Annotated in this window: 17 protein-coding genes; 5 read left to right on the top strand and 12 right to left on the bottom strand. The window is 71.1% G+C overall.

The annotated features are described in order from the left end of the window. Nucleotides 1–125: 125 nt before the first annotated feature. Nucleotides 126–290: a 50S ribosomal protein L33 gene (gene rpmG / locus ACIRU3_RS33470; RefSeq protein ID WP_404064433.1), complete on the bottom strand. Its 165-nt coding sequence runs from the start codon at nucleotides 288–290 to the stop codon at nucleotides 126–128. Between the two features lie 742 nt (nucleotides 291–1,032). Between rpmG and ACIRU3_RS33475 the strand changes: the two genes are divergently transcribed. The 4 genes from ACIRU3_RS33475 to ACIRU3_RS33490 all read left to right on the top strand — a co-directional run bounded on the left by ACIRU3_RS33475 (nucleotide 1,033) and on the right by ACIRU3_RS33490 (nucleotide 5,976). Beyond that, the gene (locus ACIRU3_RS33475) at nucleotides 1,033–3,195 is read left to right on the top strand and encodes a TIM-barrel domain-containing protein (RefSeq protein ID WP_404064709.1); all 2,163 of its coding nucleotides are present in this window, start codon (nucleotides 1,033–1,035) and stop codon (nucleotides 3,193–3,195) included. Nucleotides 3,196–3,324: 129 nt separating this feature from the next. Continuing rightward, nucleotides 3,325–4,533 (top strand): carbohydrate-binding protein, encoded by a 1,209-nt coding sequence (locus ACIRU3_RS33480; RefSeq protein WP_404064435.1) that lies wholly within the window; start codon nucleotides 3,325–3,327, stop codon nucleotides 4,531–4,533. 118 nt (nucleotides 4,534–4,651) lie between these two features. After that, complete coding sequence (locus ACIRU3_RS33485; RefSeq protein ID WP_404064438.1) at nucleotides 4,652–5,428, top strand: polysaccharide lyase family 7 protein; 777 nt, start codon at nucleotides 4,652–4,654, stop codon at nucleotides 5,426–5,428. A gap of 95 nt (nucleotides 5,429–5,523) precedes the next feature. Continuing rightward, nucleotides 5,524–5,976, top strand: a complete 453-nt coding sequence (locus tag ACIRU3_RS33490; protein ID WP_404064440.1) for a hypothetical protein — start codon at nucleotides 5,524–5,526, stop codon at nucleotides 5,974–5,976. A 45-nt stretch (nucleotides 5,977–6,021) separates the two neighbouring features. On the opposite strand, the gene ACIRU3_RS33495 is transcribed toward ACIRU3_RS33490, so the two are convergent. The 8 genes from ACIRU3_RS33495 to ACIRU3_RS33530 form a co-directional block, all read right to left on the bottom strand. After that, nucleotides 6,022–9,396, bottom strand: coding sequence for a pyruvate carboxylase (locus ACIRU3_RS33495; protein WP_404064443.1), 3,375 nt, complete (start codon nucleotides 9,394–9,396; stop codon nucleotides 6,022–6,024). A gap of 153 nt (nucleotides 9,397–9,549) precedes the next feature. Then, on the bottom strand, nucleotides 9,550–10,422 hold the full coding sequence (locus ACIRU3_RS33500) for a phytanoyl-CoA dioxygenase family protein (protein ID WP_404064446.1): 873 nt from the start codon (nucleotides 10,420–10,422) through the stop codon (nucleotides 9,550–9,552). Between the two features lie 4 nt (nucleotides 10,423–10,426). Further along, nucleotides 10,427–11,137, bottom strand: a complete 711-nt coding sequence (locus ACIRU3_RS33505) for a hypothetical protein (RefSeq protein WP_404064448.1) — start codon at nucleotides 11,135–11,137, stop codon at nucleotides 10,427–10,429. Next, complete coding sequence (locus ACIRU3_RS33510; protein WP_404064450.1) at nucleotides 11,134–12,030, bottom strand: RimK family alpha-L-glutamate ligase; 897 nt, start codon at nucleotides 12,028–12,030, stop codon at nucleotides 11,134–11,136. The genes ACIRU3_RS33505 and ACIRU3_RS33510 overlap by 4 nt, the downstream gene beginning before the upstream one ends. Next, entirely contained in the window at nucleotides 12,027–12,980 is a 954-nt protein-coding gene (locus ACIRU3_RS33515; RefSeq protein ID WP_404064452.1) for a hypothetical protein, read from the bottom strand. Before ACIRU3_RS33515 ends, ACIRU3_RS33510 begins: the two co-directional genes overlap by 4 nt. Next, nucleotides 12,970–13,479 carry a hypothetical protein gene (locus ACIRU3_RS33520; protein ID WP_404064455.1) on the bottom strand — a complete coding sequence of 170 codons (510 nt, stop codon included), beginning with the start codon at nucleotides 13,477–13,479 and terminating at the stop codon, nucleotides 12,970–12,972. Before ACIRU3_RS33520 ends, ACIRU3_RS33515 begins: the two co-directional genes overlap by 11 nt. After that, nucleotides 13,476–14,396, bottom strand: coding sequence for an LLM class flavin-dependent oxidoreductase (locus ACIRU3_RS33525; protein ID WP_404064458.1), 921 nt, complete (start codon nucleotides 14,394–14,396; stop codon nucleotides 13,476–13,478). The genes ACIRU3_RS33520 and ACIRU3_RS33525 overlap by 4 nt, the downstream gene beginning before the upstream one ends. 153 nt (nucleotides 14,397–14,549) lie before the next feature. After that, on the bottom strand, nucleotides 14,550–15,407 hold the full coding sequence (locus ACIRU3_RS33530; RefSeq protein WP_404064462.1) for a hypothetical protein: 858 nt from the start codon (nucleotides 15,405–15,407) through the stop codon (nucleotides 14,550–14,552). A 479-nt stretch (nucleotides 15,408–15,886) separates the two neighbouring features. Here ACIRU3_RS33530 and ACIRU3_RS33535 point away from each other — a divergent pair, with 479 nt between their 5' ends. Beyond that, nucleotides 15,887–16,876: an aldo/keto reductase gene (locus tag ACIRU3_RS33535; protein WP_404064466.1), complete on the top strand. Its 990-nt coding sequence runs from the start codon at nucleotides 15,887–15,889 to the stop codon at nucleotides 16,874–16,876. Between the two features lie 123 nt (nucleotides 16,877–16,999). Here the strand turns inward: ACIRU3_RS33535 and ACIRU3_RS33540 are convergent, their stop codons facing one another. The 3 genes from ACIRU3_RS33540 to ACIRU3_RS33550 form a co-directional block, all read right to left on the bottom strand. Beyond that, nucleotides 17,000–18,370: an MFS transporter gene (locus tag ACIRU3_RS33540; RefSeq protein WP_404064469.1), complete on the bottom strand. Its 1,371-nt coding sequence runs from the start codon at nucleotides 18,368–18,370 to the stop codon at nucleotides 17,000–17,002. A gap of 112 nt (nucleotides 18,371–18,482) precedes the next feature. Beyond that, the gene (locus ACIRU3_RS33545) at nucleotides 18,483–19,961 is read right to left on the bottom strand and encodes an NAD-dependent succinate-semialdehyde dehydrogenase (RefSeq protein ID WP_404064471.1); all 1,479 of its coding nucleotides are present in this window, start codon (nucleotides 19,959–19,961) and stop codon (nucleotides 18,483–18,485) included. A 153-nt stretch (nucleotides 19,962–20,114) separates the two neighbouring features. Then, the gene (locus ACIRU3_RS33550) at nucleotides 20,115–20,903 is read right to left on the bottom strand and encodes an IclR family transcriptional regulator (protein WP_404064474.1); all 789 of its coding nucleotides are present in this window, start codon (nucleotides 20,901–20,903) and stop codon (nucleotides 20,115–20,117) included. Nucleotides 20,904–21,031 lie beyond the last annotated feature (128 nt).

Genomic DNA, 21,031 nt, shown 5'->3' on the forward strand with positions numbered 1-21,031 from the left:
AAACGCTCGGCTGGGAAACCCCAGCCGAGCGCCTCGCTAAGCTCCTGGCCACAGCCAGTTGATCACTGTGTTGCAACGACCCCTGGAATTCGCCCGGTGGCGGGGGCCGGCCCTGTTCTGTGCGCTCAGCGCTCCTCACGGAAGAGAACGTGCTGCCCGGCGACCGGGTCGTACTTGCGCAGGACGAGACGGTCGGGGTCGTTCTGGCGGTTCTTGCGGGTCACGTAGGTGACGCCGGTCCCGGCCGTCGACTTCAGGGTGACGACGGGGCGCACGGTGGTGCGTGCCACGAGGGCCTCCTTTCCCGCGGCCGGCCACGCCACATTGATCTGCACATGTCGGCCACACGGGGCTCAACAACACCCTTGCGGCCGGCATTCCCCTGCCGCCCGGCCGGCGATCCCGACCGCGGTATTGACATGAACCTGCGCCAGCCCCGAGGCTTCGTGCGTGAAGTTGCTCGATTGAAGCGCTTTTCAAGCGCTTTCGCGCAGAGCCGTAAGTCGAGCAGACACCGTAAGAACAGTCAGTCCGCGATGGTGCGATGGGAGCTGTTCCGCCGTGCGAAGACTCCGACACCGTGTGCCGTGGCCGGCCTGGGTTCCGCTGGGGCTGGCGACCGCCCTGGCCGGGACCCTGCTCACCACCCCGGCACCCGCCGCGGCCGCCGCCACAGCGGCCGGCGCCGTACTCGACTCCGCCCACAGCAGCGTCGGCTGGCAGAGCCCGGTCTACGCCAAGGGCACCGGCGGCGGCACCGAGAGCTGCCCCGATGCCGCCGCCGACCCCGACAACAAGGTCTGCGACCGCTTCGACCTGACCGTCTCGGTGCCGGACGGCTACTGGGACGACAACCCCGAGGGCGGGGTACCGCTGTCGGTCAAGTGGGAGAAGCCCTCCGACGACTTCGACCTGTACGTCTACGACGACCACGGCAAGCAGGTGGCGTCCAGCGCCGGCACCGCCGATCCCGAGGCCACGGTGATCCCGCGGGCTTCGGGGACGTACCACGTCCTGGTCGTGCCGTACGACGTGCACGACAACTCCTTCACCGGCACCGCGTATCTGCCCGCGACCACGGACGCCGGCGATCTCACGTCCTTCTCGGGCCGCGACGGCAGCTACCGGATCGAGGCGGGCGGACTCACCGCACGCGCCGACTTCCTGACGGGAGGCCGCCTGCGGCTCCAGGCAGACCCGTCCGGCTCGCTGAGCGATCCGGCAGGGACGGCCATCGTGCGGGAGCGGCCCACGCTCCAGCGGCACACCTCGTCGTTCGACGCGGGCGGCTACTACGCCATCCGTTCTCCCGAGGCCGTACTGCGCGTGTACAAGAAGCCGCTGCGCTTCGGGCTGTACAAGCCCGACAACCGCACCCGGATCTGGCAGGAGGACAAGCCGCTGCGCTGGTCCACCGGCGGGATGCGGCAGAGCCTGCAGCGAGGCACCGACGAACAGTTCTTCGGCGGCGGTGAGCAGAACGGCAGCTTCTCGCACCGCGGGCAGACGATGTACGTGGCCAACAGCTTCGACTGGAACGAGGGCGGCTACAACAACTCCCAGCCGTTCTACCTCTCCAGCGCGGGCTACGGCGTCTTCCGCAACACCTTCGCGCCGGGTGTGTACACCTTCGGCTCCCCGGTCACCAGCGGGCAGCAGGAACGGCGCCTGGACGCCTACTACTTCCTGGGTGACGCCAAACAAGTCATCGGAAAGTACACCGAGTTGGTGGGCAAGCCCTTCATGCCTCCGGTCTACGGCCTCGAACCCGGCGACTCGGACTGCTATCTGCACAACGCCAACCGGGGCGAGCGGCACACCCTGGACGCCCTGAAGATCGCCGACGGCTACACCGAGAACCAGATGCCGCTCGGCTGGATGCTGGTCAACGACGGCTACGGCTGCGGGTACGAGAACCTGGAGCAGACCGCCAAGGGCCTGCAGGACCACAACGCCCAGCTCGGCCTGTGGACCCAGGACGGCATCGACAAGCTCGCCGACCAGGTGAAGGCCGGCCAGCGGGTGGCCAAGCTGGACGTGGCCTGGGTCGGCAACGGCTACAAGTTCGCGCTGGACGCGTGCGACGCCGCCAAGGCGGGGATCGAGGGCAACAGCGACGCGCGCGGCTTCGTGTGGCTGCCGGTGTCCTGGGCGGGTGCCCAGCGGTGCGGAGTGCTGTGGAGCGGCGACCAGAAGCTGTCCTGGGACTACATCCGCTGGCAGATCCCGACCTACGCCGGGGCGACCCTGTCCGGCATCGCCTACAACACCGGTGACGTGGGCAGCATCTACCGCCACGACGCCAAGATGTACGCGCGTGACCTGCAGTGGAAGGCGTTCCTTCCGGCCATCATGACCATGGACGGCTGGGCGAGCGACATCACCACCGGCAAGCCAGCGGACCAGCAGCCGTGGCTCGACGGCGAGCCGTACACCTCCATCAACCGCAAGTACCTGCAGCTGAAGGAGCGGCTGCTGCCGTACATGTACACGCTGTCCGCACAGGCCGCGAAGACGGGTGTGGGCGCGGTGCGTCCGCTGTGGCTGGAGTACCCGGACGACGCGAACACCCTGGGCGCGCAGGCGAAGTACGAGTTCCTGTCCGGCCGCGACTTCCTCGTCGCGCCGGTATACCAGGACTCCGAGACCCGTGACGGCATCTACCTGCCCAAGGGCACCTGGACCGACTACTGGACCGGCCGCACCTACCGGGGCCCCACCACCCTGAACGGCTACCACGCCCCGCTGGACACCCTCCCGCTCTTCGTGCGCGAGGGCGCGATCGTCCCCATGTGGCCCGAGGGAACGACGAGCTGGCAGACCCGCGACCGGCACGAGCTGGACTGGGACCTGTACCCGTCCGCGCACGGCACCAGCCGCTACACGCTCTACGAGGACGACGGCGTGACGCGCGACTTCGCGAAGGGCGCGGCCGCCACCCAGCGCGTGTCCGTGCGTGCCGGCGCCGAGGGGACGACGGTCTCGGTCGGTGCGAGCAAGGGCGAGTACGCGGGCAAGGCGGACGCGCGGACGTACCGGTTCACGGTGCACGGTGACACGGCGCCCGGGCGCGTGTTCCTCGACGGCCGGCAACTGCCGGACTCCGCTTGGTCGTTCGACAGCGACACCCGGGTGACGACCGTCCGCACACCGAGCCTGCCGCTCGGCCGCGGCTTCACCCTTCGCCTCACCTAGGGAACCTCGAGTAAAGAGTATGTATGGTCTAGTCCAAAGGACTCTTTGGACTAGACCAACCCATTGACGTGATCGCATCAGCTCCCGGAGGCTGGGGCACTCCCCACCCCACCCCTCTGGAGGCACGCAGTGAGACCTCTTCGCGCATGTCTGGGAGCGGCCGCCGCCGTCGGACTGGCCGCCGCGGGCACGACCGCGCTGGTCGCGGGCAACGCCTCGGGTGCGACCACCGCGCTGGACAACCGGTGGTACGCCGCGGCCCCCTACCTGATGCCGCTGGACAACGACCCGCCGGACCCGGCCGCCATCATGGACGCCAGCGGCCTCAAGGCCTTCCAACTGGCTTTCATCCTCGCGCCCAACGGCGGCGGCTGCTCGCCCACCTGGGGCGGCACGGCCGCGGTCTCCTCCGACACGGCGGTGCAGTCGGTCATCGACAGGATCCGCGCCAAGGGCGGTGACGTCTCCGTCTCCATCGGCGGGTACGGCGGCACCAAGCTCGGACAGACCTGCTCGGACGCCGCCTCCACGGCAGCGGCGTACCAACAGGTCATCACCAAGTACGGGTTGCACGCCATCGACTTCGACCTGGAGGAGCCGGAGTACGAGAACAGCGCCGCGATCAAGAACGAGATCGGCGCCGCGAAGATCCTGCAGCAGAACAACCCGGGTCTGTACGTGTCCGTGACCACGGCCGGCACGGCGGACGGCACCGGCTGGTTCGGCAAGCAGATGCTGCTGGAGGCCAAGTCGCAGGGATTCACCCCGAACAACTTCTCCATCATGCCCTTCGACGGCGGCTTCAACGGAGCGGCGAGCCAGACCGGCGCGCTGACCAACTTCAACTCGATCCTGCAGTCCACGTTCGGCTGGGACCAGGCGACCGCCTACGCCCACGAGGGCTTCTCCGGCATGAACGGCCGCAGCGACACGGGCGAGTACTTCACGCAGGCGGACTTCCAGACCGTGCTGGACTACGCCACCAGCCACCACATGGACCGGTTCACATTCTGGTCCCTGAACCGCGACCGCCAGTGCACACCGGCCGACAACGGCGGCCGCACGTCGGGCACTTGCTCCAGCGTGGCCCAGAACTCCCGGGACTTCGCCACGTACTCGGTGAAGTTCGCCGGCGCCACACCGCCCACCTCCACACCCACCCCGACGCCGACCCCTCCGGGCACCTCCTGCAAGCCGGCCTGGAGCTCGACGGCGGTGTACACGAACGGCAACGAGGTGTCGTACAACCAGCACAACTGGAAGGCCAAGTGGTGGACCCAGAACGAGACGCCCGGCGCCTCCGAGTGGGGCCCGTGGCAGGACGAGGGCGCCTGCTGAACCTCTTGACGTGTCTGGTTCAGACCTCTAGCTTCACGGGTCATCGATGACCAAGGATGCGTCCAGCGTTCATCATTCTGAACGCCGGGCGCATCCTTCCGGCAGGAGGCCCCCCCACATGACCCGTTCCCGGCTCCTCGCGGCCGCGACCGCCGCGGGCTTCGCCCTCACCGTCACCGTCCTCGGCGGCGGCAGCGCCGGCGCGGCCGACCCGCATGCCGCGCCCGGCGGCAACTTCGACCTGTCCATATGGCAGCTCCAGGAGCCCGTCGGCTCGCCCGGCTCCCCCACCACCATCCCCTCGTCCCGGCTGCAGGGCGCGAACGGCTACCAGGACGCGTACTTCTACACCGACACCCGCGACGGTGCGATGACCTTCTGGGCGCCCGAGAAGGGCGTGACCACCCCGAACTCGAACTACGCCCGCTCCGAGCTGCGCGAGATGAACCGGAACGGCAGCCCCGCCGACTGGAAGCTCAGCGGCTCCCACCGGATGAGCGCGACCCTGCGGGTGGTCTCGGTGACCAAGAACGTGTGCGTGGGCCAGATCCACCTCGGCTCCGGCGGCTCGTCCACCAAGCCGCTGCTGGAGCTGTACCACCACGCGAACGGCGACATCGTCCTCGGCACCGAGAACTCGCCGTCGGGCGGCCAGACCCCGCACACCGTCGGACATGTGCCGGTCGGCAGGACGTGGAGCTACACCATCGCCGTCTCCGGCGGGAACACCATCGAACTGACCGTCAACGGCAGCACCACCCGCTACGGCATCCCGTCGTCCTTCTCGCCCTACAAGCAGTACTTCAAAGCTGGTTCCTACAACCAGTCCTCCTCGGACAGCACCACGAAGGGCGCCCGGGTCGCCTTCTACGGGCTGACCGTCCAGCACGGCTGACACGCGGTGCGACCTGCGCGACTGGTGAATCCGGTCGGACGGTCGTAGCGTCGATGTGCACGCCGTGGGACACGGCACGAACGGGTGGAGCGGCCATGCGCGGAACACTGGTGGGAACGGCGGTCACCCTCGCTGCGGGAGCCCTGCTCACAGCAGCCATGACCACGGCATCGGCCAGCCCGCCGATGACGGCCCCCAAGGCCGATACCCAGAAACCCGTGCTGGTCGACTGCTTCTGGAACCGCGACGTCCGCCCGGCCGACTTCATCCTGGCCTGCGGCGACGGCAACAGCCGCCTCAGCGGGCTCCGCTGGTCGCAGTGGAGCCCGGACGCGGCGGTCGCCGTGGGCATGAACATGGTCAACGACTGCAAGCCGTACTGCGCGGCGGGCACCTTCCGCTCGTACCGGGTGACCGTCCGGCTGGACCAGCCGCAGCCGTGGAAGAAGCACCCGGACGTCCAGCGCTTCAACCGGATGACCCTCACCTACGAGAGCGCCCGGCCGGAAGGCTTCAAGCAGGTCATGACCTACCCGCTCTGGGACTGACGGCCCACCGCGACCGGGTCTCCCCGGCCGCGGCGACCGATCGGCTCAGGCGATCTCGACCAGCAGGTCGCCGCCCTCCACCTGCTGGATCCGGTTGATGGCCAGCCGTGACACCCGGCCGGCCTTCGGCGCGGTGATCGTGGCCTCCATCTTCATCGCCTCGATGGTGGCCACGGTCGCACCGGCCTCGACCTCGTCGCCCTCGGCGACCGCGAGCGTCACGACACCCGCGAACGGCGCCGCCACATGGCCCGGGTTGGCCCGGTCGGCCTTCTCCGTCACCGGCACGTCCGAGGCCGCGGCCCGGTCCCGCACCTGGATCGGCCGCAGCTGGCCGTTGAGCGAGGACATCACGGTGCGCATACCGCGCTCGTCGGCCTCGCCGACCGCCTGCAGCTCGATCAGGAGCCGGACACCGGGCTCCAGGTCAACCGCGTACTCCTTGGCGGGCCGCAGACCGTAGAAGAAGGCCTTGCTGTCCAGCACGCTGGTGTCGCCGAACGACTGGCGATGCGTGTCGAACTCGCGGGTCGGGCCGGGGAACAGCAGGCGGTTGAGCGTCGCCCGCGTGTCCTTGGCCAGCCCGTCCCGGTCCTCGGTGGCCAGCTCGGGGGCCGGCTTGGGCTCGCCGCGGCCCTGGAGGGCCTTGGTGCGGAAGGGCTCGGGCCAGCCGCCGGGCGGGGTGCCCAGCTCGCCACGCAGGAAGCCGATGACCGAGTCGGGGATGTCGAACCGGTCGGGGGTCGCCTCGAAGTCCTCCGGCGCGACTCCGGCGCCGACCAGGTGCAGGGCGAGGTCGCCGACCACCTTGGACGACGGGGTGACCTTCACCAGGTGGCCCAGGATGCGGTCGGCGGCCGCGTACATGGCCTCGATGTCCTCGAAGCGGTCACCGAGACCGAGGGCGACGGCCTGGGTGCGCAGGTTGGACAGCTGGCCGCCCGGGATCTCGTGGTGGTAGACGCGTCCGGTCGGGGAGGCGAGGCCCGCCTCGAAGGGGGCGTAGATCCTGCGGACGCCCTCCCAGTACGGCTCCAGGTCGCCGACGGCCTGCAGGTCCAGTCCGGTGGGCCGCTCGGAGTGGTCGGTGGCCGCGACGAGCGCCGACAGCGACGGCTGCGAGGTCGTACCGGCCATGGAGGCCACCGCGCCGTCCACCGCGTCGGCGCCCGCCTGGATCGCGGCGAGGTAGGTGGCCAGCTGGCCGCCCGCGGTGTCGTGCGTGTGCAGATGCACCGGCAGGTCGAACTCGCGGCGCAGCGCGGACACCAGCTTGGCGGCGGCCGGGGCGCGCAGCAGACCGGCCATGTCCTTCACGGCGAGGACATGGGCACCGGCCTGCACGATCTGCTCGGCGAGGCGCAGGTAGTAGTCGAGGGTGTACAGCCGCTCGGCGGGGTCGTTGAGGTCGGCGGTGTAGCAGAGGGCGACCTCGGCGACCGCTGTACCGGTCTCGCGCACGGCGTCGATGGCAGGCCGCATCTGGCCGACGTCGTTGAGGGCGTCGAAGATGCGGAAGATGTCGATGCCGGTGGCGGCGGCCTCCTGTACGAAGGCGTCGGTGACCTCGGTCGGGTACGGCGTGTAGCCGACGGTGTTGCGGCCCCGCAGCAGCATCTGCAGGCAGATGTTCGGTACGGCCTCGCGCAGGGCGGCCAGCCGCTCCCACGGGTCCTCGGCGAGGAAGCGCAGCGCCACGTCGTACGTAGCACCGCCCCAGCACTCCAGGGAGAGCAGCTCGGGCAGGGTGCGGGCGACGACCGGGGCGACGGCGAGCAGGTCCTTGGTGCGCACCCGGGTGGCGAGCAGCGACTGGTGGGCGTCGCGGAAGGTGGTGTCGGTGACGCCGATGGTCGGCGACTCGCGCAGGTGCCGGGCGAAGCCCTCGGGGCCGAGTTCCACCAGCCGCTGCCGGGAGCCCGCCGGGGGCTCGCCGGCCGGGAGCAGGGGCAGCTTGGTGACCGGATCGAGCAGGTCCGGGCGCTCGCCGTGCGGCTTGTTGACGGTGACGTCGGCGAGGTAGGTGAGCAGCTTGGTGCCGCGGTCGGCGGAGTGCCGGGAGGTGAGCAGGTGCGGGCGCTGCTCGATGAACGACGTGGTGACCCGGCCCGCCTGGAAGTCCGGGTCGTCCAGGACGGCCTGCAGGAACGGGATGTTGGTGGCCACGCCCCGGATGCGGAACTCGGCGACGGCACGCCGGGCGCGCCCGATGGCGGCCTTGAAGTCCCGGCCCCGGCAGGTGAGTTTGACCAGCATCGAGTCGAAGTGCGCGCTGATCTCCGTACCAGCGTGGGTGGTACCGCCGTCGAGGCGGATACCGGAGCCGCCCGGCGAGCGGTAGGCGCTGATCCGGCCGGTGTCCGGGCGGAAGCCGTTGGCCGGGTCCTCGGTGGTGATACGGCACTGGAGGGCGGCACCGCGCAGGGTGACCGTGTCCTGGGACAGGCCGAGGTCGGCGAGGGTCTCGCCGGAGGAGATGCGCAGCTGGGCCTGGACCAGATCGACGTCGGTGACCTCCTCGGTGACCGTGTGCTCGACCTGGATGCGGGGGTTCATCTCGATGAAGACGTGGTTGCCGTCGCGGTCCAGGAGGAACTCGACCGTGCCCGCGTTGCGGTAGCCGATCTCGCGGGCGAAGCGCACCGCGTCGTCGCAGATACGGTCCCGGAGCGCCGGGTCGAGGTTGGGCGCGGGCGCCAGCTCGATGACCTTCTGGTGGCGGCGCTGCAGCGAGCAGTCCCGCTCGAAGAGGTGAATGACGTTGCCCTCGCCGTCGGCGAGGATCTGCACCTCGATGTGGCGTGGGTCCACGACGGCCTTCTCCAGGAAGACGGTCGGGTCGCCGAAAGCGGACGCGGCCTCGCGGGAGGCGGCTTCGATGGACTCGCGCAGCTGGGCGGGGTCCTCCACGCGGCGCATGCCGCGTCCGCCGCCGCCCGCGACCGCCTTGACGAACACCGGGAAGCCGATCTGCTCGGCGGCGCGGACGAGTTCGTCGACGTCGTTGGAGGGCGCGGACGAGCCCAGTACGGGCACGCCGGCCGCCCGGGCCGCGGCGACCGCGCGGGCCTTGTTGCCGGTCAGTTCCAGCGTCTGCGCGCTCGGTCCGACGAAGGTGATGCCCGCCTCCTCGCAGGCGCGAGCGAGTTCGGGGTTCTCGGACAGGAAGCCGTAGCCCGGGTAGACGGCGTCGGCGCCCGCCCGGCGTGCGGCGCCCACGATCTCCTCCACGGAGAGATAGGCCCGTACCGGATGCCCCGGTTCTCCGATCTCGTACGCCTCGTCGGCCTTCAGCCGGTGCAGCGAGTTGCGGTCCTCGTGCGGGAACACGGCGACCGTGCGCGCACCGAGTTCATAGCCCGCCCGGAACGCGCGGATCGCGATCTCTCCACGGTTGGCGACCAGCACCTTGCGGAACATCCTGGATTCCCTTCAGCTGCCCGGCGGCGACGAGGACCATGGTGTCAGCCATGCCCTGTCCTACGTCGCGGCAACATTAGGTGCTGGCCGCACGTGTCGAAGTGCGAAAAGCGTCACATTGACGTGGTGAGGACATGCCAGACGCCAGGTCGGTCAGAAGCGGCAGTGCAGCGGAGGGTCGAAGACCGGCGGCGGTGCGGCGAGGGCGGCGCGGATCGATTCCTCCAGGACCGAGTAGCGCGAGCCGTCGGTGCGGTGCAGGCGCAGGGGCGCGGTGAGGCCCGCTTCGGTGTTGCTGATGAAGCGGGGAGGCCCGGTGTGTTTGAAGCCCCGCGTGTGGAAGAGAAAGGGGTGGGCGAGGACGACGTCCCCGGCGTGGCCGGTCAGCTCGGTGACGTTGCCCAGCGGCTCGGCCAGGACGCGATCGAACAGCTCGCGGTGACCGAGGCCTTCGGGGTGCCGGGCGAGGACGTGGGCGGTACGGCGGTGGCTGCCCTCGGCGACGAGGGTGCCGCCGCCCGACGGTTCGACGTCGGAGAACAGGCCGATGAGGAGCAGGCCCTGGTGGGGTGCGTCGAGGGTGTGGCGGAACCAGTTTCCGTCGATGTGCCAGCCCTCCGCGGGAATGCTCCCCACCGCCCGGTTCGCCCCGTGGGCGAAGTTCACCGGCCAGAACCCCCAGGTCCGGTCCCCGCGCCAGCGGCCCCGGCCCACCAGTTCCTCGACGGCCCGCGCGAGCATCTCGGGGAAACAGGCCCGTACGGCGGCGCCGTCCAGCCGTTCCTCGATGTCGTACGCGGCGGGCCAGGTGCCCGGGTCGGCGTGGTCGATACCCGCCTTCGCATGCATGCGGCGCCATACGGCGGCGCGGGCCGCGGCCGCGCGCCGCTCGTCGAACGCGCCGCGGAGCACGCAGTAGCCGCGCTCGGTGAAGTCCGCCAGGTCGGCGGTGGTGAGGACGGCCCCGGCGTCACCGGCTCTCGCGTCACCGGCCGTCGCATCACCGGTCATCGCATCACCGGTCATCGCGTCACCAGTAGAGCAGCCAGCGGCCGTCGCACCAGACGCCGTGGCCCTGGAGGGTGAGGCGTTCGTCGCCCCGCCGCACGCTGCTGCTGGGGGCGACCTGGTGCAGGACGTGCCCGGAGTGCACGTAGAGGTGTCCGGGTGTGTAGGGGACGTACCGCAGGGGGTGAAAGCGTTGCAGGTCCGCCGCGCTCTCCACCCAGCCGCGGGCGAGGGAGCGGCGGAAGTCCTGGTACGTCGCCTCCCACAGATTCAGTCCGCCGCCGGCCGCGGGCACCCGCAGCGGCAGGGTGAAGGACAGCAGCCGGTCGGTGTCGGTTCCCGGCGGCCAGTCGAAGGCCTGGTACTGGAGGTCGAAGTGCACGGGTGCCTGCGGTCTGGTGAAGATGGCGTCCTCCAGCCAGATGTGGAAGCCCGGCAGCGCCAGGTGCTCCGGGAAGCGGACCGGTGCGTCCAGGTGGTCGGTGAGGGCCTTGCCCAGCCTGTCGTACAGGTCCTCGAAGTGCGTCCGGAGCAGCTCCCGGGAGCCCACCCCGTGGCGTTGGTAGTGGCCGGTCTCCGGCCGTTCCGCCACGTCGAGGTAGCTCGGCGTGCCGAGGGTGAGGAACGCGGGGGGATCGCCACCACGCGCGATCCAGTGCTCCCGCAGGGCGTACACGCGCTCCCGTACGTCGTCGCTGCCCTCGGCTGTGAGCAGCGGAAGGTCCGTGATCACGCGGTGCCTCCCGTCAGCAGGCGCAGCAGCGATGTGGTGACGGCACCGCCGAGTCTGCGGTCGTACCAGTCGTATCCGGGCATCGGGTTGGCCTCCAGGCACCAGTACCTGCCGTCCGTGTCCCGTTTGAGGTCCCAGCCGGCGAAGGCGAGCCCGAGGCCGCGGGTGCAGGCGGCGATCCGCGTGGCGAGTCCGGAGGGCAGGTGGTGGGGCCGGAACTCGACCTCGTCCAAGGGCGCGGTGCGGTAGTCGACCGCCGCGCACACCGCTTCCTCGGCGTGCAGTTCGTCGCCGAGGACGTGGACGCGGACGTCGCTGCCGGCCACATACCGCTGCAGGTGCACCGGTCCCTGCTGGGGCACGAAGTCGTCGAACTCCGCCGGGGCCACGAGTCTGCTGTCGGCCCGCACACCGGACAGTGCCTTGACGATGGCCGGTCCGCCGCCGGCGAACGCGCGCAGTCGTGCGGGGTCCGAGCTGGTGAGACTCTCCGGTACGTCGAAGCCGTGGCGGGCCAGGGTGACTTCGTGCAGCGGCTTGGAGCCGTTGTCGCCGGCCGCACCGGGGCGGTTGACGACGACGCCGGGCACCCGGTCGAGCCAGGCGGTGAGCGACGCCATCAGACTCCGCCAGCGCACGGTGCGGGCGGCGTCGTCCTCGAAGGCGGACAGGTCCGCCAGCCGGCAGAAGTAGCCGTCCTCCGGGCCGAGGTCGTGGCGCTGGTCGCCGACCAGGATCCAGCTGTCCCCGTCGTCGGGCAGCGCGAGCCGCCACGAGCCCCGGTGCACCAGGTCACCGAGGTCGACGAGGGTGACTTCGGCCGACCGGTCGGCGGCCTCGGTCGTGAAGTGGGCGAGGGTGCCGTCCGTGGCGACCCCGACCGCGTAGATCACGGGAACAACACCTCCATGAGCCGGGGTCCGAGACCGAGCCAGACCATGCGCAGCTGCTCCACAGCGGGGAACGGCTCGACATGTACCAGGCGTGCCGCGGCGGCTGCGTCCGTCACCCGCCAGACGAGGGCGGCCAGATCCAGCTCAAGTGCGGCCGCCGCGGCGACGCTGCGGGATTCCAGGGCGAGGTGGCCGAGGTCGGCGGTGGTGCAGCGCCAGGCCCGCTCGCCCAGGACGACGACCGTCTCCATGGCGGGGTCGGCGTCCGACCAGCGTGCGCGGTAGGGGCCGCTGCCCGGTGGCCGCTCGGGCCAGCGGCGGGCGCGGAGCGTGCCGAGGTCCTCGACCCAGAAGGCCTCGCCCTCCACCGGTCCCGGTCGCGGATAGTCGCGGGAGAACAGTTCGCCGGTGCCGTGCTCCCGCGCGCGGTGCTCGGTCACCGCGGCGGATCGCGTGGTGCGGCCGGCCACGAGCGCTGTGGTGGGGCGGTTGATGACGGGTGCGGGCGTGAGCGCCGCGACCGCCCACAGCTGCGCGAGGCATTCACCCCACTGGAACTCCGCGTCGAGGCCGATCCGGCGATCGGGCGGTGGCGGCAGCAGGAGGACGAGCGGGACGACGGGATCGACCGTGGCCTCGCCCGCGCGAGCCGTGACGGTGAACAGCTGCGCCGCGTCGAAGACATCGAGGACGGCCGCCGAACGGCCCTGCTCCCGCACGTAGTCGGCCATCTCCACCGCGACAGGGTCCTCGGGATCGGCCACGACGATCAGGTCCGCCGGAGCAGCGGTCCGGGCGGGTTCGGTCGGCTCGGCGGGCGGTTCGGGGAGCGGTTCGGCGTAGGGTTCGGGGGGTTCGGGGGGTTCGGGGGGCAGTGATCCGGCATCGGCGAGTGGTTCGCCTGCACCGGCCTGCGGTTCGGCCACACCGGCCTGCGGTTCAGATGACAAGGCCACGCTCCCGCAGGAATCGGCTCGCCCGGGAGGCGCGCAGGACGGCCAGGACGTCGTCGGCTTCTGTGGTTGTCCCGGCCCGCCCGCCCGTCGCCGGCTCCGCCGACTCCGCCGGCCGTGCGGCGACCGGCACGATATGGCCGGTCGGGGTCCAGGCGCCGTCCGTCCCGTCCTTGGAGTCCTTGAAGTCCTTGCCGTCCTTGGTGTCCTTGCGGTCCTTCACGTCCTTGCTGTCCTTGAGGTCCTTCAGGTCCTTGTAGTCCTTGAAGTCCTTGCGGTCCTTGTAGTCCTTGAACTCCTTGCCGTCCTTGAAGTCCTTGAAGCTCTTGGCCTGCAGGTCCGGTGTGCCGTCCGTCTCCGGCGCCGGGACGGCCTGTCCGGGTTCGGCCGCGGCCGCCTCCGGGGGTACCGGCCGCCACAGGCCGGCTAGCAGGTCCCGGCGGTGGGCGGCCCTGAGGAAGGGCATCACCCTGGCCTCGTCGATCGTCCATGTCATGAGAGGTGCCCTTCCTCGGTGGGGTCCGGCTGGGCGCGGAATCGCCTCAGGGCCGCGGCCAGTTCGCGCTGTGCGGTGGCGTGATGCGGGTTCAGATTGCAGATGAGGTGATCGACGCCGAGGTCCCGGTAGCCGGCGAACCCGTCGGCGAGGTCGGCGGGGGTACCGGTGAGGGCGGGGGCACGGGGGTCGGCACCGGCGGCACCGCCGACGGGTACGACGTTCACGCCGGCGGTCACGCGAAGGGTCGAGGGGTCGCGGCCGGCGTCGGCGCAGGCGGCCCGCACGGTGTGCAGCGCGGGCTCGAACGTGGCCGGGGCGCCGAACCAGCAGCCGTTCCACAGGTCGGCATGGCGGGCGGCCGCCCGCAGCATGCGCGGTCCGAAGCCGCCGACCAGGAGGGGCGGGCCTTCGGGCCGCACGCCACGGGGGCGGAGCTCGCCGCCCCGGACCCAGGAGTAACGGCCGTTGAATTCAGCCTTTCCGGTGCGCAGCAGTGCCGTGACGATCTGCAGGGACTCTTCGAAACGGGCCACACGATGATCGAAATCGAGGCCGAATGCCTCGAATTCCGGGCGATGCCAGCCGGCCCCCAGGCCCAGAATGAGACGGCCGTTGCTCAACGAATCGAGGGTCACTGCCATTTTCGCGAGGACGGCCGGATTCCGGAAAGCCGTGCACAGGACGAAGGTGCCGAGTCGAATGCGCGAAGTGGCCTCGGCCAGCGCACTGAGCGTGGTCCAGCATTCCCAGATGCCTTCGGAGTGTTCATTCCCGTCGCGGAAGAGCAGGTGGTCGAAGCACCAGAGCGAGTCGAAGCCGGCTGCTTCGGCCTGTCGGGCGAGGGCTCTTATCTCTTCGTAGGAGGGTTGTTTGGCGGGATATTCCGCCAAGGGCAGAGTGACGCCGACCTTCATGGACCCTCGCTCCCCCGAGCCGTGAATTGGTCCTCTGCAGGCAACGGCGCGAGCGTAGCAGCGGAGTATCGGAGATCGCCATGCCCGGAAGTCGGCGACATTTCCGGGGCAGCTTCATGCTGTTCTTGGGAAAGGTGATTCTGCAGGGTTGGACTAATGTTCGAGGAAAGTCGCGGAGACGTCGCGGGCCGCATTTCCGGGACGTCCGGCGCACGCCGGAGCGAGCAGGGGTGCGGCCTCCGCCGGAGCGGGCGCCACGTTCCCACGGATCGGCAGCATGGACCGTACGACGGCCCGTACTCGCTCCCGGCGGCCGTGCAGGAGGCCGAGGACGACGGCCACTCCCACCGCGATCAGATGCTCCCGGCCGGCGAGGTTCGGGACCGCGATCGACTCCCACACCATCGAGCCGCCGGTCAGCGTGAACACCACGGGGGCGCGCCGGACGACCGCCAGATAGGTGAACAGGCCGACGACGGCCGCCGACGGTCCCGTGTCGAGCACCTTGCCGCACTCCGGGGGAAGTCCGAAACCCCACCATCCGGGGCCGATCGCGATCATCAGGCGGGCGGTGAGGGTTCCGGCCAGGGTGGTGGCATAGGCGGTCACCAGAGTGCGGGTCCGGCCGAGGCCCAGTTCGGCGAGGGCGAAGGCGAGGAACAGCTGGGTGATACCCGCCCACACCGGCAGGTCGAGCGCCGGGACGTACAGCGACACCGGGGTGCGCAGCAGGGACAGCCACAGCGGCAGATCGGCCGTGACGCCGCCGAGCCGCCGCACCCACAGCGCTCCGGTCGGGCGCTGTGCGAGGTCATGGAAGAAGATGACGCCGAACGCGGCGACGAACGCCAGCAGCAGCCCCGACAGTCCGCGCCGCGCGAGCCGCCGCACCGGGTCGACGACGACGGCCCGCCACTCCGCCCGTAACGTGCGCCCGGTGAACCGGGCCAGGTGCGTGAGCACGGAGCGGACCTGGTCCGTGCGCCGGCCGGCGCTCCGGTCAGCGCTCATGGGACACGGCAGCCCATCGCCTCTCGGTCCCCCACACCCGCATCGCCCCCTCCACCCCGCCGTCGGCGTCTCGGCCGTGCGAGGCGGCGTCCGATCGCCTTCCGCCCGTTTCGGCCGCCCTCGCGTGGATGCGCGGTTCCGTCCCCTCCGCCTGGACCGCCCCGGTCCGGCGCTGACAGTTCAGCGAGCCGGGAGCCGGGCGTCAAGATCCACCCGGCCTGCGTCGCCGTGACAAGAATCAGGCGCGCGCGAGGCAACCTGGCCGGCTTCGGAATCGTCACCGCCCGAGGAGCGGTGCCCGGCGGCCTTGCACCGGCGGCGACACGGAACGACCCGCTCGGCCCGCCGGGCCCGCTCGGCCGCCGGTCCGCCCGGAAGCCCCCCAAGATGCCGGGCGGCGTGATCCGTCGCTAGATGGACGAAGGGCCTTCGTGCCGTACGGAACGACCATCGAGTGTGTGGAAAGGCTGGGACACCCCATGCGACAGCGCAGTCTGCGGGATCTCCAGGTATCGGCCATCGGCCTCGGCTGCATGGGAATGTCCGCCTTCTACGGCACGACCGACCAGGACGAGGGCGTCGCGACCATCCGGCGCGCCCTGGACCTCGGCATCACCTTCCTCGACACCGCGCAGGTCTACGGACCGCTCACCAACGAATCCCTGGTCGGCGAGGCGATCCGGGGTCACCGTGACGAGTACGTGATCGCCACCAAGTTCAACTACCGCATGGACGACGCGGTGCCGGGCGACATGAGCACGGTGGGCCGGCAGGACGGCTCGGCCGAGCATGTCCGCAGCTCCGTCCACGGCTCGCTGACGCGCCTCGGCACCGACCACATCGACCTGTACTACCAGCACCGGGTCGACCCCGAGATACCCATCGAGGAGACGGTCGGTGCCCTGGCCGAGCTGGTCGCCGAGGGCAAGGTGCGGCACATCGGGCTGAGCGAGGCGAGCGCGGAGACCATCCGGCGCGCCCACGCCGTGCACCCCGTCACGGCCGTGCAGAGCGAGTACTCACTGTGGACGCGGGACGTGGAGGCCGAGGTGCTGCCCGCCTGCCGGGAGCTCGGCATCGGCTTCGTCCCCTACTCCCCGCTCGGCCGCGGTTTCCTCGCCGGCCGCTTCTCCTCCCCGGACGAGCTGGACGAGAACGACTGGCGCCGCACCAGCCCCCGCTTCACCGACGCCAACATCGAGGCGAACCAGCGGCTGGCGGCGAAGGTGAAGGAGATCGCCGCGGAGAAGGAGGTGACCCCGGCCCAGCTGGCGATCGCCTGGGTGCTGGCCCAGGGCGAGGACGTGGTCCCGATCCCGGGCACCAAGCGCCGCACCTACCTGGAGCAGAACGCCGGCGCGGTCGGCATCGAGCTCACCGAGGAGGACCTCGCCCGTATCGACGCCGAGCTGCCCGAGGCGGCGGGCGCGCGCTACGACGAGGCCGGGATGCGGACGGTGAACCGCTAGTCCCTGGCGCCGGACTCACGCCTGCGGACGCCCGCCTGCCGCGCGACGCCCTGCACGCTCCCCCACCGCCGGCGCTTCCGGCACAGCAGGCGCGGAGCCGCGCCCGCTGTGCCGGGGCGCTGGTCAGGCGGCCGGTTCGCGTGCCGTGCGGGCCGCCGCGGCGAGGTCCAGGTCCGTGGTCTCAGGGGCCAGGAACTGGGATACCAGCCCGCCGACGGCGAGCACGGCGGCACCCACGAACAGCACGAAGCGGGCGCCGAAGTGGTCCAGGCCCATCGGCAGCAGGAAGGTTCCGACGGCCGCGCCGACCCGGCTCATCGCCGTGGCGAAGCCGACGCCCGTGGCGCGGAGCGAGGTCGGGAACACCTCCAGCGGATAGACGGCGGTCAGGGCGCTGGAAGCGGCGTTGAGGAAGATGAAGAACAGGAAGCCGCCGACGATGACGGGGGTGGAGGACGGCCACAGTGCGACCAGGGCCAGACAGCCGGCCGTGATCCAGAACGGCGGGATCAGCAGCTTGCGACGGCCGATGCGGTCCACGACCAGGCAGCCCACGGTGACACCGGCGACGGCGGTGAAGGAGTAGACCAGCAGTGCGGCGACCGCGTTGTCGCCCATGTGAAGGGCGTCGAAGACCTGGGTCCAGAAGGTGCCGATGGCGAAGTAGGGCAGGACGAGCGCGGCCCAGAAGACGCTGGCGAAGACCGTGCTGCGCAGATGCCGACGGCTGAACAGGGCACGGAACCCCTCGCGTCGGGCCTCTTCGGTCTCGTCGAGTTCGGCGGTGACGTCGACCTCGATGCCGTACTTGGCGATGAGTGCCTCGGCCTCGGCCCGGCGTCCCCTGCTCAGCAGCCAGCGCGCCGACTCGGGGATACCGCCGCGCAGGGACACGCACACCACGGCGATGACCGCGCTGCTGGCCAGCGTCCAGCGCCAGCCGCCCTGGACGTCCGCGAAGACGGCGCCGACGACGGTCGCGAGCGCGTAGCCGACGTACCAGCTGATCTCCAGGCTGGCGAGCAGCCGGCCACGGCCCTGGCGGGGCGCGTACTCGGACAGCAGCGGGGCGCCGATGGCGTACTCGCCGCCGATGGCGATACCCATGACCAGGCGGATGAGGAAGAGCTGGAGTCCGTCGGTGACGAAGAACTGCAGCACCGAGCCGAGCAGGAAGATCAGCATGTCGGCGAGGAACACCGGGCGCCTGCCGAAGCGGTCGGCGAGCCGGCCGAAGAGCGGTCCGCCGACGAAGATGCCGATCAGCGGCGAGGCGCCGACCAGGCCCTCCATGACGGTGGACAGATGCAGGTCGGCGGTGAGGGCGGTCATCGCCATGCCGATGCCACCGATGATGTAGCCGTCGATGCCCTCGCCGATCTGGGTGGCGAGCTTCAGCTTGGTGTGCAGGCGGCGGCGTTCGCGCAGCAGCTCCGGGGACGGCGGAGCATCGGGGGTTTCGAACTCTCGTTCCGTCGTAGGCGTCGTTGCCATGAGCGGTCCTTGTCTGGGGACAGGCGGATCCGGGGACAGGCGGATCCGGAGACGGACGGATCCGGAGACGATCGGGTCCGGGGACGAACGGGTCCGGGTAGGTGCGGGAGGGTCAGCCGGTGGGCCAGTCCAGGGCGATGTACTGCGTCTCCAGGAACGCCTCGATGCCCTCGCGGCCGCCCTCCCGGCCCAGGCCGGACTGCTTGACGCCACCGAACGGGGCCGCCGGGTCGGACAGCAGGCCGCGGTTGAGACCGACCATGCCCGCTTCCAGGCGTTCGGCCAGGCGCAGGGCGCGGGCGGCATCGCGTGCGTAGACGTAGGCGGCGAGGCCGTGGACGGTGGCGTTGGCGCGGGCGAGGACCTCCTCCTCGTCGGTGAAGGTGGTGAGCGGGGCGACGGGGCCGAAGACCTCCTCGTGGAGGATGCGGGCGTCGTCGGGAACCCCGGTGAGGACGGTCGCGGGGTGGTAGAAGCCGGGTCCGTCGGGGACGGTGCCCTGCGCGGCGATCCGCGCGCCTCGGTCGAGCGCGTCGTCCACCAGGGAGCGGATCTTGTCGACGGCGGCTCGATCGATCATCGGGCCGAGCGCCACGCCCTCCTCCGATCCGGGTCCGGTGCGCACCGCGGCCATGGCGGCGCCGAATTTCTCGGTGAACTCGGCGGCGACGTCTGTGTGCACGTAGAACCGGTTGGCGGCGATGCAGACCTCGCCGCCCCCGCGCATCTTGGCGTCCATCGCGCCGCGTACGGCGGCGTCCACGTCGGCGTCCGCGCAGACGATGAACGGCGCGTTGCCGCCCAGTTCCATGGTCACGTTGACGACGTTCGCCGCGGCCTGCTCCAGGAGCAGCTTGCCGGTGGCGGTGGAGCCCGTGAAGGAGAACTTGCGGACCCGTTCGTCGGCGAGCCAGGCGGAGACGACCTCGGGGGCGCGGTCGGTGGGCAGCACGTTGAGCAGGCCGTCGGGCAGTCCGGCAGCGGCGAGGAGAGCGGCCACCGCGAGCGCGGTCAGCGGGGTCTCGGGGGCCGGCTTGAGCAGGACGGGACAGCCGGCCGCGAGCGCCGGGGCGATCTTGCGGGTGGCCATGGCTGCCGGGAAGTTCCACGGTGTGACGAACGCCGTGACACCGACGGGGTGCCTGCGCACGACGTGCCGGTAGCCGCCGCCCGGAGCGTCGGCGAACGAGGAGCCGATGCGCACGGCCTCTTCGGAGAACCAGCGGAAGAACTCGGCCGCGTAGCCGACCTCGGCCAGCGCGTCCCGATGGGCCTTGCCGTTCTCCCGCACGATCAGCTCGGCGAGGGTCTCGCGGTGCTGCCGCATCAGCTCGAAGGTGTCGTACAGGATCTCCGAGCGGCGCCTGGGCGGGGTGGCCCGCCAGCCGGCCGCGGCCCGCTCCGCCGTGGTGAGCGCCGCGCGGGCGTCCTCGGGGCCGGCCGCGGACACCTGGCGCACCGGCTCGCCACTGGCCGGGTCGTACACGGGATACGTCCGGCCGTCGGCGGCCGGGAGCCAGCGGCCGCCGAGGAACACGTCGCCGTCGGCGAGCGGGGCCTTGGCGAGGGTGTCGATGCCCGCGAGGTTCATGAGCTGCTCTTTTCTCCGTTCACGACGGGGGTCCGTCCGCTGCGCGGTGAATTTACGAGCACGTCACAGGGCCGACAAGGCCGGGCCGACGGATCGCAATGGGGGTTGCTGTGAGGGCAACTCACTGATCTTGCGGGACACCGGACCGCCGCATCAGGCGAGCCGGGCGCTCGCCGCCGAGGTGCGCCGCGGCTCCCAGCCGAGCAGCGCCGACACCCGCGCCGCCGCCCGGGCTGTCGTGCGCCCGGCCTCGTCGAGACGCTCGCCGAGGCGGGGCTTGGGCGCGGAGATGTTCAGGGCGGCGACGACCCGGCCGCGGAAGTCCCGCACCGGAGCCGACACACCGACCAGCCCCGCTTCGAACTCCTCGCTGACGCGGGCGTACCCCCGCCGTCCGGCGTCCTGGATCAGCGCCCACAGCTCGGGCACCGGCAGCTCGCCCGCCGTGCCGAAGCGGACGTACAGCTCGTCGGGTGTCGCGTCGGCGAGCAGTACACGGCCGGCGGAGGTCTGCCAGGCGGGCACCCCGCGCCCCTCCCAGCCGTGCACCCGGAAGGAGTGCCCGGACACCGACAGCAGGGTGAGAACCTCGCGGTCGCTCAGCACGCACAGGTGGCTCGTCTCCTCCAGGTCCGCCGACAGGGCGTGCATGACCGGTTCCGCGACCCGTACGAGACGGCTCTCGGACGTCCGGGCCACGAGGGAGAACAGGCGCCAGCCCAGGCGGTACTCCAGAGTGTCGGGGTCACGCTCGACGATCCCCTCGGCGGCCAGGGCCTTCAGGGCGCGGGAGACCTGCGTCTTCTCGCGGCCCACCAGCTGGGCGAGGCGTACCACGCCGAGGCCGCCCGCCTGCTGCGCCTCGTCGGAGGCGAGGGCCTCCAGCAGGTCGATGTCCCGGCGCAGGCCGTGCCCGCGCGCGGCGGAGGGGGTGTCCGTCACGGCGCCATCCTAGGCGTGCCGTCCGGGTACGGAACCCCCAGGTCAGGGCGCGGGTTGTCAGGAGAGCAACCCGCATTTCGATTCCCGTCACCGCCTTGCCCGGCCAGGGCGGCGAACCTAGATTCGCC

The sequence above is a fragment of the Streptomyces sp. NPDC101151 genome (assembly GCF_044768335.1).
In the GTDB taxonomy this organism is placed as follows: Bacteria; Actinomycetota; Actinomycetes; order Streptomycetales; family Streptomycetaceae; genus Streptomyces.